Here is a 13,599-nt window from a genome sequence, read left to right on the forward strand (position 1 = left end):
GGATAGTTCATAACGCCGCCGATCTCTGGTTTGCGTTGGCGCGTGCAGCAGCTGGAAAGGCAGCTGCGTCGGAGGTGGGCACCCTGGGCTGCCGCAGATGTGCCGCAAATCGCCTGCCGACTTCGGAAGGCGAAACCGTGGGGCGCGCTAGCGGATGCATAGAGCCGGGGCGTGTACGCAGGTGGATGAAGTGCGGGCCGGCGCTGTGTAATGCGATATCCAACGCCCGTTTCAGCGCTATGTCGCCGTGGCAAGCGTACGTGGCCCGATAGCCGCAGGCTGCAGCGATGCTCGGGAAATCGATGTTTCCCGAATTGGTCGGCTGGCCTCCGGTACTGTCATGCACGCCATTGTCCAGCAGAACATGAATGAAGCTGGTCGGCTGATAGCGGCCGATGGTGGAAAGGTTGCCAAGCTTCATGAGCGCAGCGCCATCGCCATCGAGCACGACCACTGGATGATCGGTATTGAGTGCTGCTCCCAGGCCAAGCGCGCTGGCGCACCCCATCGACCCCACCAAGTAGAGATTGCGCGCATCGTCGCGTATACAAAAGAGTTCCCGCCCGGTCTTGCCCGTGGTCGCGATGATGGCGCTGTGATGCGGTGTCATGGAGGCCACGATGCGCAACGCGTCTTCCCTGCTTGGCAGCGGTGATTCGGGTCGTCCGAATTGGGACTGGGTCGCTGCCGGGAATCGGATCACTGCCTGCGCCAGCAACTTCTCGTCTTCGAGCACGTTGGGTTCCACGATCAGCGCGTATGGCAAACGCGTTTGCTGGATGCAGGCGTGGGCAGTCCGGAGCGTTGACTCGATCTGATCCGGCTCGGACGGAAAACGTGCGTGCGGAATACGCAGCACATCGAGCATGCTTTGAGTGATCTCGCCCATCACAGCATGCTGAGGCTCGTCAGGAACACCGGGGGAGCCGCGCCAACTGCAGATCAACAAACAGGGGATCTGAAAGACATGGTTGAGCGAGGTCAATGGATTGACAGCGTTGCCCAAGCCCGAGTTCTGCAACATCACCACCGGTAGGCGCCCGGCAAGATAGGCCCCGGCCGCGATGCCGATTGCTTCGCCCTCGCTGGCTGCAGTGACGTGATGCACATTCGGGTCGCCCAAGACTCCATTGAGCAGCGGGGTCAGATAGGAGCAAGGCACGCTAGTATAGAAATCGAACCCCAGCCGCGATGCGGTCGCGACGAATTCTTTGCCGTTGATCATCGTGCAGCCCCTGCGTCGTAGCTGTTTCTGGCCGAGGCAGCTTCCTTCTGCTTCTTCGGGAGATAGATGCTTTCGGCCTGTGTCAGTTCGTCCTGATCGACCAGGTCGAAGATCTCTTTTACCCGTGGAAGTTCCTTCTCGATGCCGCTGAGCGAACGCTCCCGGTGGATGGTCGCGCAGATCTTGCGCATGCTGGCCACTGATGCACGCAGGTTGTGGTTGGCCCAGATGATGCTGGCGATCTTTGCGTCGACGAAGGCTTGGGTCGGCACCGCGTAATACGTGGTCGGCACGATGACCAGGGGGCAACGGTCTTGCCAATGCTCGGCGAATTTGAGGATCTCCACCCCGTCGCTCTTCTTGGAGTGGATCAGAATCGCGTCGGCGCCAGCGGCGTGGTATTGCTCGGCTCTGCTCAATGCTTCAGTGAGTCCTCGGCCGGCAATCAGTGCCTCGACCCGCGCAACGACACAGAATGCGTCGTTGCTCTGGCTATCCTTGGCGGCCTTGATCTTGCCGGCGAACTCGGAAGGGTCCGCCAGTTCCTGATCATCGCCGATGAAGGAGTTTGTTTTGGGGAACATCTTGTCTTCTAGGCAGACTCCGGCAACGTTGCGTTGGCAGAGCTTTTGCACGAGCCTGCGGACGCTGTTGAAGTTGCCGTAGCCGGTATCTCCATCGAGCAAGATAGGCAGATCGGTGCTGTCGGTCATGAACTCGACCACTTCCAAGGTCTGAGTCCAGGAGGCTTCGTTGGCGTCGCGCACACCCAGGGAGGCCGAGATTGACAGACCAGAGGCCCATATTCCCTCGAAGCCGGCCTCGGCGACGATGCGCGCAGACAGACCGTTATGGGCTTCCATCAGGAACGAGGTGTTCGGCCCGGTAAGCAGGCCGCGCAGCTTCGAAGCCAGGTATGCATCGCGATGACGCTCATCGATTTTTTGAGTAAAGGCGTTCAAGGGGTTCACTCCGTATATTTATTGGTTATCTTTGTTATACGCGGTCTGTGCATACGTGGCCGCGCCCCTGAATGCAGTCGTGCTGTAAGGAGTACCGCTAAAATTATTTGGATATTTAAGGTGGCGCTGAATGATGGCGGTGCAATAGGTCATGCACATCCCTTTTATGAGTTCGATTGCGATTTTCTCGTAATGCTGAATTTTTGGTAAATAACTTAGTATTAAAAATGCATTGGCCTGGAAGTATTTCCGCGATTCATGCATTACATTTTGAGCGCGCACCTTTCGGCATGCACGATGCGAACGCATCCATGTGGCGTGATTCATTCGCAGGCTCGTGAGCGCTATGCATTGAGATGCATGAGGAGAGGCCCAGAGGCCTCGGGGCAACACAGGCTTGTCAGCGAAGCAGCGGCGTGAGGGGTTTCCTGCAGTGCCCTACCACGCTCAAGCCTGCGGCTGCCGAATTGCAAGACACACTAGGATGTGTGCCGGTGTCGAGCGTACATCGCGGTAGATGCAGCGGGACCGGGTTCTAGAAATATTTTCATGGGGGTGATCCAAGCGGACCTAAAGTCGAGTGCATGCGGGTGGGGGGGGGCTGACATCAGCAGGACTGATTGCACTTTCTAATTGCAGTTTTCGCAAGGCGGTCCATGCCGCTTTCAATCGCTCCGAGCACATTCAGATTATTGGTCATGGATGTGGTCGGTGAGGCATTGATAATCCTGCCGTCATGTAACTGTCAACAAAAAAAAGCTGCATCAGGAAAGAATATCTCTATTGCTACGGTGGTCTTATTTTTTTTGGGTCCATGACTCAGCTGAATTCGACGCTCGTTGTTATTTGTCAATCGATGTCATGTTTTGCCGGTCAGTGTTACTGAAGTGTCATTGTCCTCCCCCGGGAAGCCGGGTCAATGTAAAGGAGAGACTGCGCGCCGCACGGGCTCCGTGGATCACGAGGAATCAGGCGATGGCGCAGTCCCGTTTCACCGAGGAGCAGATTGCGTACGAGCGGCGTGCATGGCGGATCGCGGCAATGTCGCGGTCAGCGTTTTCGTACAAGACCGAGGCACGCGACTGCAGCGCCATTCGTCTGCGGATGCGAGAGATCACCCAAACGCGGATCCATTACGGCTGCGAGCGGGTGCTGGTGATGCTGCGACGGGAGCGCTGGCGCGACAAACGCAAGCGCATGCATCGCATTTATAAGGAGGAAGGCTTGTCTTTAAGCATTGTCGGCCGCGTCGCAGTCGCAGCAGCCGTCGAAGACAGCCGATCAAAGTGGCGACAACGCCCAACACCTTGTAGGGATGGACTTTGTGAGTGACGCTTTGTTCGATGGTCGTCGCTTACGCCTGCTGCCGGTACGGGGCCACTTTACGCATGCGTGCCTGGACAATCCGTTCGAGCTGGTGGAATCAATAGTCAAAGGCTTATGCCGCGCGATACGTGCAGTCGCAGCACGTGCTAACTCGATCAATTATTGTCCTTTACCTGTCCGATGCGGCGATCAACCACAGGCAGCAGCGCTGGGCCTACCCCGTCTTCAACCCGTGCTTGCGCAACTTGCGATACAGGGTGTTATGGCTGATGCCGAGGGCGTCGGCGGTGCGGCTGACATTCCAGCGGTGGTGTTCGAGTTATTGCTGCAGTACTAGCCGCTCGGCCTGATCGAACGCGACGCGGCCTGGCATATCGTCGGCTGCAACCGCACGCCCATCGACCAGGCAGGGTGCGCTGCCGGCGTCGACGATTTCCTGCGGCAGATTCGGTAGGCGAATGACGCCGCCACTGCATGCACCACGGCCGTGCGCAGCACGTTGCGCAGTTGTTGCCCGGCCAGGCGTAGCTGAGCAGCTTATGCAGTGCGTCTGCGCTGATGCGCACGCTGTGCTCGCTGTTTTCCTCGCAGCAGGGTGCGCATCAGTTCGGCCTTGTCGCTGCGCTCGCGCAGCGGCGGCAGGTGCAGCACCACGCCGTTGAGCCGGTAGTACAGATCCTCGCGGAACTCGCCGGCAGCCAGCACGTGCATGAGGTCGCGGTGGCTGGCGCTGATTACGTGCAGTTCCAGCGGCATCGCCCGGTCGCTGCCCAGCGGAGTCACGCTCTGCTCTTCGAGTACGCGCAGCAGCCGCGTCTGCGGCGGCGGCATGTCGCCGATTTGGTCCAGGAACAAGCTGCCGCCGCCGGCCTGCAGCAGCTTGCCGTGGCGGCCTTCGCGCGCGGCATCGGTGAACGTGCCGCGCGCGTAGCCGAACAGTTCGCTGTCGATCAGCGCTTCGGGGATCGCCGCACAATTCACCGCCACGAACGGCCGTGCCGCCCATGGTGAACCGCGGTGCACCATGGGCGAACTCCTCCTTGCCGGTGCCGGTGACGCCACACAGCAGGATCGACACGCGATGCGCGACCAGCTTCAGCGCGTTGTCGAGGTTATGGCGCATGCGCGGATCGGAGCCGACGTGTTCGCGTGGGTTGGCCTCGCCATTGTCGGCGTGGGTGGCAGGCGCGCCGCTAGTAACAACGCTGCGGCGCGGCGGCTGCGCCAGGGCGAAGAAGCGGCGTCCGTGGCAGGCACAGCGGATCGACCACAGCGTGCTGGCATCGTTGCGTGCACGCTGCTCCACGGTGTCGAAGTCCAGCTGCATGACCTGCGAGATGTCGCGACCGAGCAGCAGGCTGCGATCGCCCTTGCCGAGCTGTTCCAGCGCCGCTTCGTTTGACGGCCAGCACGCACTCGTCGGGGCCAATCGCCATCAGCGCCTCGTGCAGGCCGGCGAACTCCGGGGGCTGTGGAAGCGCAGGATCCACCCATGCCGGTACTGCTACAGGAAATACGAACGCGCGATCTGCGCCGCCGACATGCGCACCAGCGCGCTGGTGTGGCGCTGCACCAGCTTGGTGTCGCGCGCGTCCGACGTTGACGCATCCAGCACGCCAGCAATTGCCCGTGGGGGTCGAGGATCGCGCACCGCTGCACGACAGTGGCAGGTGCCGGGCCAGGTAATGCTCACCGCGCTGCACGCCGAGCGCGCTGCGCTCCACCGCGCAGGTGCCGATACCGTTGCTGCCCTGGTAGCGCTCGGACCCGCTGGCGCCGCAGAACAACCCGGTCTGGCGGAATTCGGGCAGCAGTGCCGGGTCCTGCACGCTGTGCAGCAAGGTCGCCTCGGCGTCGGCGAACACCACCGCGTAGCCGCCGCCGGCGCTCTGCTCGTAGAGGTTCTCCATCTCCACCTTGGCGATGCGCAGCACTTCTTCGAGCCGCTGCTGGCGCTCGCGCAGCCCGCTGCCATCGTGGACCATTGGCGAAGGGGGAGCATCCGGGTTCAGCCCATACTCGTCCAGGCAGCGCTGCCACGAGCGTGCCGACGCCGCCGGCAGCGGTTCGATCTGGCGGAAGCGGCGCATCCGCATCAGCAGCGCGGATTCCGCCTCGGCAGCGGAGGAGGGCCCAGCCGTGGCCTGCAGGAGGTTGGCGACAGTCACTTCCGACACGTGGCGCATCCTCGGTCCCCACCCGGGACCAGAGCGGCAGTGACGCATGAACCGGGGCGGGGGCTCAAACCGTGGTGAAGCAAACGCCGGGATTGGAGATTCGGGGTTGGGGATTGGGGATTGGCAAGAGCGGCTTGGCTGGGGTGGCTCCTTTTGCGCCTCGGCCAAACGAAAAAACCGCGCGATCGCGCGGTTCTGCGTGGCCTCAAAACGCCGGATTGCTGCTTTGCGACTCCCCAATCCCGACTCTCTAACCCCAGGCTTACAGCGCGTAGCCGAACTGCTGCTTGAACTGGTCGTTGAACTCGGCGAAGTCGAAGCGCTGGTTCTGGGTGCCGGGGTGCTCCACCTTCAGTGCGCCCATCAGGTTGCCCATGCGGCCGATGGTGAGCCAGTCGTAGCCGCCCTGGATGCCGTAGATCAGGCCGGCGCGGAACGCGTCGCCGCAGCCGGTCGGGTCGACCACGCGGCGCTCGTGCGCCGGCGGAATGTCGTAGGTCTTTTCCGGCGTGTGCACCAGCGCGCCCTTCGGGCCCTGCGTGGTGATGTAGGCCTGCCCACGCGAAACGATGTCCTTCTCGTCCCAGCCGGTGCGCTCCTGCAACAGGTTCGACTCGTAGTCGTTGACCACCACGTACTGGGCCTGCTCGATGAACTGGCGCAGCTCCGGGCCGTTGAACAGCGGCATTGCCTGGCCGGGGTCGAAGATGAAAGGGATGCCGGCGGCAGCGAACTCTTCCGCATTCTGGATCATGCCTTCGCGCCCGTCCGGGCCGACTAGGCCCAGGGTCACGCCCGGCACATCCTTCACGTGATTCTCGTAGCTGCGCATCATCGCGCCTGGATGGAAGGCGGTGATCTGGTTGTTGTCGTGGTCGGTGGTGATGAAGGCCTGCGGGGTGAACAGATCATCGATGATCTTTACCCGCGACAGATCAATGCCCAGCGTTTCGAAGTGTTCGCGATAGGGGCCGAAGTCCTGGCCCACGGTGCCCATCGGTATCGGCGCGCCACCCAGCAGATGCAGGTTGTAGGCGATGTTGCCGGCGCAACCGCCGAACTCGCGGCGCATGCGCGGCACCAGGAACGACACATTCAGAATGTGCACCTTGTCCGGCAGGATGTGGTTCTTGAACTGGTCCGGAAACACCATGATGGTGTCGTAGGCGAGGGAACCACAGATCAGTGCGGACATCGAGTCAGGCCTTTGCGTTAGGAAACCCGCCAATTGCCGGGCATGGCAGCGGGACGACGCGAGCGCCGCGGCGCAAAGGGTAACGGCTGCGACCGATCACGGCCAGAACCGCATGCCATGCCCGGCGTGACCGGCACATGAAAACAGATGCGCATTCACCGTTTTTTCCTTGCCCGCACCGGGGGGGATTGCTAGGCTAGCCGACTTCGTTTTCTGCCCAAATTTTCGCCAGTCTGGCGATGGGCACGCGACTTACCCAGGAACGACTCCCTCGATGTTCAAGAAACTCCGCGGCATGTTCTCCAACGACCTGTCCATCGATTTGGGCACGGCCAATACGCTGATCTACGTGCGCGGACAGGGCATCGTGCTGAACGAGCCGTCGGTGGTTGCGGTGCGTCAGGACCGCGCAATCGGCGGCACACGCTCGGTGGCCGCAGTCGGCGCGGAGGCCAAGCAGATGCTCGGCCGTACCCCCGGCCACATCACCACGATTCGCCCGATGAAAGACGGCGTCATCGCCGACTTCACCTATACCGAGGCGATGCTGAAGCACTTCATCAAGAAGGTGCACAAGTCGCGCGTCCTGCGCCCCAGCCCGCGCGTGCTGGTGTGCGTTCCGGCAGGCTCCACGCAGGTCGAGCGCCGCGCCATCAAGGAATCTGCGGAAGAGGCCGGTGCGCGCGATGTGTATCTGATCGAAGAGCCGATGGCTGCTGCGATCGGCGCCGGCATGCCGGTGACCGAGGCGCGCGGCTCGATGGTCATCGACATCGGCGGTGGCACCACAGAAGTGGCGGTGATCTCGCTCAACGGCATCGTCTACTCGCAATCGGTGCGTGTGGGCGGCGACCGTTTCGACGAGTCGATCACCAATTACGTGCGCCGTAATCACGGCATGCTGATCGGCGAAGCTACGGCCGAGCGCATCAAGCTGCAGATCGGTTGCGCCTACCCGCAGGACGAGGTGCAGGAGATGGAGATCTCCGGCCGTAACCTTGCCGAGGGCGTGCCGAAGATGATCAAGATCAACTCCAACGAAGTGCTGGAAGCGTTGCACGAACCGTTGTCGGGCATTGTCTCGGCGGTGAAGCTCGCGCTGGAGCAGACCCCGCCGGAATTGTGTGCCGACGTCGCCGAGCGCGGCATCGTGCTCACCGGTGGCGGCGCGCTGCTGCGCGACCTGGACCGCCTGATCTCCGAAGAAACCGGCCTGCACGTGCAGGTGGCCGACGACCCGCTCACCTGCGTGGCCCGCGGCGGCGGCCGTGCGCTGGAACTGGTGGACATGCACGGCAATGAGTTCTTCGCGCCGGAGTAATGGAGCTGGGAATGGGGAATCGGGAATGGGGAATCATGAAAGCATTCCCCGCCTGCGGCCCTGAGCGGCTGCGACGCGATCCCGCCCCAGTGAGTTTTCGCCTCAACTTTTTCGGGGACAGCCGACTGCTCCCCGATTCCCCATTCCCGATTCCCCATTCCCGGCCCTGAAAGTGCCCTCCTACGCCGGTCCTCCCGTCGCCTCCCGTCCGGGCGAGGTCACCTCCACGCTGCGCTTGCTGGTTTATCTGGTGCTGGCGGTTGTGCTGATCGCGCTCGATAGCCGCGGCAGTTGGCTGAGCCAGGTGCGCATGCAGGCCAATCTGCTGATCCAGCCGATCTGGGCCGTGGCCGGGCTGCCGGGGCGGATCGGCTCGCAGGTGCGCGACAACGCTGCAACGCATGCGCAGTTGGTGGAAGAGACCCGGGATCTGCGCAATCAATTGCTGGTCGCCAACGCGCGCCTGACCCGGTTGCAGACCGCTGCGCTGGACAATGCGCAGCTGCGCGAACTGCTCAACGTGGCCGAGCGCCGCGGCCTGGATGTGCAGCTGGCGCCGATCCTGAATATCGATCTGGACCCCACCAGGCAACGTTTGCTGCTGGATGCCGGCAGCCGCGACGGCGTGCTGCTGGGTCAGGCAGTGATCGATGCTGGCGGGCTGATGGGGCAGGTGATCGAAGTCACCCCGCTGCATTCCACCGTGCTGCTGCTCACCGACCCCGACCACGCCGTGCCGGTCAGCGTCGCGCGCAACGGCGTGCGGCTGATCGTCTACGGCCGCGGCGACCGCCTGGAACTACGCGACATCCCGCTGAGTGCCGGCGTGCAGGTGGGCGACGAAATCGTTACCTCCGGCCTGGGCGGCCGCTTCCCGGCCGGCTTCCCGGTCGGCAAGGTCTCCGAGCTGCATCCCGACGACACCCACGCCTTTTTGGTCGGCGAACTGACCCCCGCCGCCAAGCTCGACCGCGGCCGCGACGTACTGCTGCTGCGCGCCGGCAAGCCATTACGGGTGGTGCCGGTAATGGGAAATGGGGAGTCGGGAATTGGCAACGGCAGTTTCAATGTCGCGCCAGCCACCACTGCGCCAGCGAACATGCCGGTGACTGCAACCCCGCGCACGCCTGCGGGCGGCGCTTCCAATGCGGCGTTCGATCCGGCACGCCCGACGGCGGGCGCGGCATCGGGTGCCACAACCGCCACCGCCACCGCCACCAGTACCGGCGCGGTGCCGCGCGCCCAGTCCGCGCCGACACCGGCGACGCCTGGCGCACAGCCGGCGAGCGCACCAGCGTCCAGCCGCCCGACCAGTCTGCCCGCTCGTCCGCCTGCATCGAACGAATCCAGCATCCAGCATCCCGATGCCCGCCCGGCGTCACCGCCGGGCACGCGGGCGGCGGTGAATGGGGAATCGAGAAACAGCAACGCCTCGCCAACGCAGAATACCGCTCCTAACCAATCCCAAATCCCGAATCCCAAATCCCGCCCGTCTTCGCAGGAGACGGACCAATGACCCGCATGCGCAACACCTGGATCCTGCCGGTGAGCATCTTCATTGCGCTGGTACTGGGTCTGCTGCCGTTGCCGATGGTGGTGCAGCCGCTGCGGCCGTACTGGCTGGCGCTGGTGCTGGCGTATTGGGTGATCGAGGAGCCGGATCGGGTCGGGCTGGGCCTGGCCTTCGTGGCTGGCGTGCTGGCCGACCTGCTGTATGGCGGGCTGCTCGGCGAGCAGGCGCTGCGGCTGGTGATCATGACCTTCATCCTGCAGCGCTTCCGCGCGCGCATGCGCTTTTTCCCGGTGTCGCAGCAGGCGCTGGCGATCGGCGGGCTGCTGCTCAACGACCGCATCGTGTCCTCGGCGGTGCATCTGGCCGTGGGCGAGCCAACCTTGCCGTGGAGCTACTGGTGGGCGCCGCTGCTGGGCATGGCGTTGTGGCCGCCGTTGTTTGTGGTGCTGGATGCGGTGCGGCTGGGCAAGCGGAGCAAGAAGTAAGCCATGCACGGGCGCCGTCATCCCAAGAATCCGCATGCGGAGGCCGAACAGTTCCGCCGCCGCGCGGTGCTGGGCTTTTTGATGGTGGTGATCTGCCTGGTCGGCCTGGGCGGTTGGTATTTCAGGCTGCAGGTGCTCGATCACGAGGTCTATGCCACGCGCTCGGAGGCCAACCGCATCAAGCCCAAGCCGGTGGTGCCCGGGCGCGGCATGATCTACGACCGCTCCGGCCGGCTGCTGGCCGAAAACGTGCCGGCCTTCCGTCTGGACGTGACCCCCGACAAGGTCACCGACATGAACGCGATGCTGGACGCGTTGGGCAAGGTGATCCCGATTGCGCCGGAGGATCTGGAGCGCTTCAACCGCGAGCGTCGCGCGCGCCGCAGCTTCCTGCCGGTGACGCTCAAGCTGCGCATGAGCGATGAAGAGATGGCGCAGTTTGCGGTGGAGCGCTGGCGTTTCCCCGGCGTGGAGCTGGAGCCGTATCTGACCCGGCGCTATCCGTATGGCCCATTGTTCGCGCACATCATTGGTTATGTCGGCCGGATCGACGAAAAAGACCTGGCGGTTTTGGGTGAGGGCAATGCCGCGCTCACCCACATGGGCAAATCCGGGCTGGAGCGCTACTACGAGCAGGATCTGCGCGGGCAGGTCGGTTACGAGCAGGTCGAAACCAATGTGCAGGGGCGGGCGATCCGCACCGTTGGCCGGGTCGCGCCGCAATCGGGTGCGGACCTGCGCCTGTCGGTAGACGCGGATCTACAGCGCGCCATGGTGGCCGCGTTCGGCGAGCACGAAGGCGCGGCGATCGCGATGGACCCGCGCACCGGCGAGATCCTGGGCATGGTCAGCCTGCCCAGCTACGACCCCAATCTGTTCGTCAACGGCATCTCGCATACCGATTTCAAGATGCTCAACGACAATCCGTCGCGGCCGCAGTTCAATCGCCTGGTATTGGGCGGTGTCGCGCCGGGCTCCACGCTCAAGCCGTTGATCGCGCTGGCCGGCCTGGACAGCGGCCTGCGCCGGCCCGAAGACCGGGTGCTGTCCACCGGCATGTTCTACCTGCCTGGCGTGAGCCGCGGTTGGGGCGATTCGCACCGTGGCGGGCATGGCTGGACCGATCTGCGCAAATCCATCGCCCAGTCGGTCAATACCTATTACTACCGCCTGGCGGTGGACATGGGTATCGAGCGCTTCGACCACTACCTGGGCGAATACGGCTTCGGCCAGCCCACCGGGGTGGATCTGCTGGGCGAAATCGGCGGCATCCTGCCATCACCGGCCTACAAGTACAAAACCCGCAAGGAGCGCTGGTATCCCGGCGACACGGTCAACATTGCGATTGGTCAGGGCGACTGGAAGGTGACACCGCTGCAGCTGGTGCGCGGCGTCTCGGCCATCGCCAGTGGCCTGCTGCTGCGCCCGCATCTGGTACTGGAAGAACGCACCGGCTTCGATCACCCGTGGGAGCCGATGATCCAGCCGCCGGGCAAGCCGATCAGCCCGAATCCGGCGCATTTGCAGGTGGTGCGCGAAGGCATGATGGACACCATGCGGCCCGGCGGCACCGGCTATGCCATCACCCCTGGTGCGCCGTACCAGATGGCCGGTAAGACCGGTACCGCGCAGGTGGTCAGCCGCAAGGGCGTGGCGGCGGTGGACCCACGCAGCCTGCCGTTGCACCTGCGCCACCGCGGCTTGTTCGTCGGCTTCGCGCCGGCCGATAACCCGGTCATCGCAGTGGCGGTGGCGGTGGAAGGCGGCGGCTTCGGCACCAGCTCGGCGGCGCCCATCGCACGCAAAATTTTCGATGCCTGGCTGCTGGGCAAGATGCCCGCCGGCCTGGAGCCATTGGACAGCGAGCTCGGCATGACCGCGGTGGGTGTCAATCAGTTTGAAGCCGGCGTCAGCGACGCGCGCGCTGCCGGCGACGCGGCCGCTGCCACCTTGGACGAGTTGCCGGTGGTGATCGGCCAGACCGCTGTTGCGCTGGACCCCAACACACCCGCGCAGCCGGTGGTGCCGGATGTGCCGGACGCGGTGCAGGAGACCGACCATTGAGCGACATTCTGCGTTGGCTGGTGGACATTGCTGCGCGCTTTACGCGCACCCTGGACTGGCTGCTGTGTCTGGCGCTTGGCGGGCTGATGGTCATCGGCCTGTCGGTGCTCAAGAGCGCGGGCGGCACTGCCAACGGCGAGCACCTGATGCTGGCGCAAGGCATCCGTTTCATCATCGGCATGGCGGCGATGTGGGGCATTTCGCGTATGTCGGTGCTGCGTCTGCGCGCCTGGACACCATGGGTGTATGGCTTGTCGATGCTGCCGCTGCTGGCGGTGTTCGCGCTGGGCACCGGTAAATACGGCCGGCAGTGGCTGGATCTGAAAGTGTTCTACCTGCAGCCGGCCGAACTTCTCAAGATCAGCTTGCCAATGATGGCGGCCTGGTATCTGCACCGCATGCCGCTGCCGCCGCGCATTTCCACCGTGCTGGTGACCGGCGTGATTATCGGCGTGCCCACCGCACTGATCATGTTGCAGCCGGACTTCGGCACCGGCGTGTTGATTGCTGCCAGCGGCGTGTTCGTGCTGCTGCTGGCCGGCCTGCCGTGGTGGTGGGTGGCCGTCGGCGTGGGTGGTGTGTCTGCGGCTGCGCCGGTGGCATGGTTCTGGTTGCTGCGGCCGTACCAGAAGGACCGCATCATGATGTTCCTCAACCCCGAGAACGATGCGCTTGGCGCGGGCTGGAACATCATCCAGTCCAAGATCGCGATTGGCTCGGGCGGGTTGAACGGCAAGGGCTGGGGTCTGGGCTCGCAATCGCACCTGAACTTCATTCCCGAACAGACCACCGACTTTGCGTTTTCGGTGCTCAGCGAAGAATTCGGCTGGATCGGCGTCGCCACCGTGCTGACCCTGTACCTGATCGTCATCGGCCGCTGCCTGTGGATCGCCTCGCAGGCGCGCGACACTTATTCGCGCCTGGTTGCCGGCGCCACCGGCCTGGCGTTCTTCGTCTACGTACTGGTCAACGGCGGCATGATTTCCGGCTTGCTACCGGTGGTGGGCGTGCCGATGCCGCTGATGAGTTACGGCGGCACCTCGGCGGTGTCGCTGCTGGCCGGCCTTGGATTGGTCATGGCAGTAAAGTCGCATCGCCCGGTGCACGGTTACTGAGCCGTCCCGAACGTATGCAGTTCAAGCACCGATGCGCGCGGCGACTGAAATAAGGCGCTCGAAGATGTCCATGCCATCGCGCCGAGCCAGGCAATCAGACGCGCCACGGCGTCGTCCATTCCCGCATTGTCCAGCAGGCACTTCCGCCAGCGCCGGGTTCGCGTGGCAGGCCCGTCTTGTGCATCGTCCTTTTTGCTGGCAACGCGGCAGCCCGTG

10 protein-coding genes and 1 pseudogene are annotated in these 13,599 nt (G+C 63.7%); 6 read left to right on the forward strand and 5 right to left on the reverse strand.

Annotated elements, in window-relative coordinates; all coding sequences use genetic code 11:
- Positions 1-7 precede the first annotated feature (7 nt).
- Positions 8-1,225, reverse strand: a complete 1,218-nt coding sequence (gene aepY / locus KWO_RS03455; protein WP_010375709.1) for a phosphonopyruvate decarboxylase — start codon at positions 1,223-1,225, stop codon at positions 8-10.
- Positions 1,222-2,187, reverse strand: a complete 966-nt coding sequence (gene aepX / locus KWO_RS03460; RefSeq protein ID WP_010375707.1) for a phosphoenolpyruvate mutase — start codon at positions 2,185-2,187, stop codon at positions 1,222-1,224. Before aepX ends, aepY begins: the two co-directional genes overlap by 4 nt.
- Positions 2,188-3,162: 975 nt before the next feature.
- Here aepX and KWO_RS22425 point away from each other — a divergent pair.
- Entirely contained in the window at positions 3,163-3,519 is a 357-nt protein-coding gene (locus tag KWO_RS22425; protein WP_162471415.1) for a hypothetical protein, read from the forward strand.
- Positions 3,520-3,727: 208 nt separating this feature from the next.
- Here KWO_RS22425 and KWO_RS23360 read toward each other — a convergent pair.
- Together KWO_RS23360 and KWO_RS03475 are read right to left on the reverse strand one after the other, a co-directional pair.
- Positions 3,728-5,690 (reverse strand): annotated as a pseudogene (locus KWO_RS23360) (sigma-54-dependent Fis family transcriptional regulator).
- Between the two features lie 262 nt (positions 5,691-5,952).
- On the reverse strand, positions 5,953-6,885 hold the full coding sequence (locus tag KWO_RS03475) for a carbohydrate kinase family protein (protein WP_010375699.1): 933 nt from the start codon (positions 6,883-6,885) through the stop codon (positions 5,953-5,955).
- A 274-nt stretch (positions 6,886-7,159) separates the two neighbouring features.
- Here KWO_RS03475 and KWO_RS03480 point away from each other — a divergent pair, with 274 nt between their 5' ends.
- The 5 genes from KWO_RS03480 (at position 7,160) to rodA (ending at position 13,383) form a co-directional block, all read left to right on the forward strand.
- Positions 7,160-8,206 carry a rod shape-determining protein gene (locus tag KWO_RS03480; RefSeq protein WP_010368259.1) on the forward strand — a complete coding sequence of 349 codons (1,047 nt, stop codon included), beginning with the start codon at positions 7,160-7,162 and terminating at the stop codon, positions 8,204-8,206.
- Between the two features lie 172 nt (positions 8,207-8,378).
- Complete coding sequence (mreC, locus tag KWO_RS03485; RefSeq protein ID WP_017112559.1) at positions 8,379-9,722, forward strand: rod shape-determining protein MreC; 1,344 nt, start codon at positions 8,379-8,381, stop codon at positions 9,720-9,722.
- Complete coding sequence (mreD, locus tag KWO_RS03490; protein ID WP_010368256.1) at positions 9,719-10,204, forward strand: rod shape-determining protein MreD; 486 nt, start codon at positions 9,719-9,721, stop codon at positions 10,202-10,204. Before mreC ends, mreD begins: the two co-directional genes overlap by 4 nt.
- Before the next feature lie 3 nt (positions 10,205-10,207).
- Entirely contained in the window at positions 10,208-12,268 is a 2,061-nt protein-coding gene (gene mrdA, locus KWO_RS03495) for a penicillin-binding protein 2 (RefSeq protein ID WP_010375692.1), read from the forward strand.
- Complete coding sequence (gene rodA, locus KWO_RS03500; protein WP_010375691.1) at positions 12,265-13,383, forward strand: rod shape-determining protein RodA; 1,119 nt, start codon at positions 12,265-12,267, stop codon at positions 13,381-13,383. The genes mrdA and rodA overlap by 4 nt, the downstream gene beginning before the upstream one ends.
- Here rodA and KWO_RS23275 read toward each other — a convergent pair.
- Complete coding sequence (locus KWO_RS23275) at positions 13,377-13,502, reverse strand: hypothetical protein (RefSeq protein ID WP_010368251.1); 126 nt, start codon at positions 13,500-13,502, stop codon at positions 13,377-13,379. The two genes, rodA and KWO_RS23275, sit on opposite strands and share 7 nt — an antisense overlap.
- Positions 13,503-13,599 lie beyond the last annotated feature (97 nt).

This window comes from Xanthomonas vasicola pv. musacearum NCPPB 4379 (genome assembly GCF_000277895.2).
Lineage (GTDB): Bacteria > Pseudomonadota > Gammaproteobacteria > Xanthomonadales > Xanthomonadaceae > Xanthomonas > Xanthomonas vasicola.

What these genes read in the sequence shown, in the direction of transcription:
- aepY (WP_010375709.1), bottom strand. Translation starts at nt 1,225, where the DNA reads ATGATCAACGGCAAAGAATTCGTCGCGACCGCATCGCGGCTGGGGTTC.
- mreD (WP_010368256.1), top strand. Translation starts at nt 9,719, where the DNA reads ATGACCCGCATGCGCAACACCTGGATCCTGCCGGTGAGCATCTTCATT.
- mrdA (WP_010375692.1), top strand. Translation starts at nt 10,208, where the DNA reads ATGCACGGGCGCCGTCATCCCAAGAATCCGCATGCGGAGGCCGAACAG.
- KWO_RS03475 (WP_010375699.1), bottom strand. Translation starts at nt 6,885, where the DNA reads ATGTCCGCACTGATCTGTGGTTCCCTCGCCTACGACACCATCATGGTG.
- KWO_RS03480 (WP_010368259.1), top strand. Translation starts at nt 7,160, where the DNA reads ATGTTCAAGAAACTCCGCGGCATGTTCTCCAACGACCTGTCCATCGAT.
- KWO_RS23275 (WP_010368251.1), bottom strand. Translation starts at nt 13,502, where the DNA reads ATGGACGACGCCGTGGCGCGTCTGATTGCCTGGCTCGGCGCGATGGCA.
- KWO_RS22425 (WP_162471415.1), top strand. Translation starts at nt 3,163, where the DNA reads ATGGCGCAGTCCCGTTTCACCGAGGAGCAGATTGCGTACGAGCGGCGT.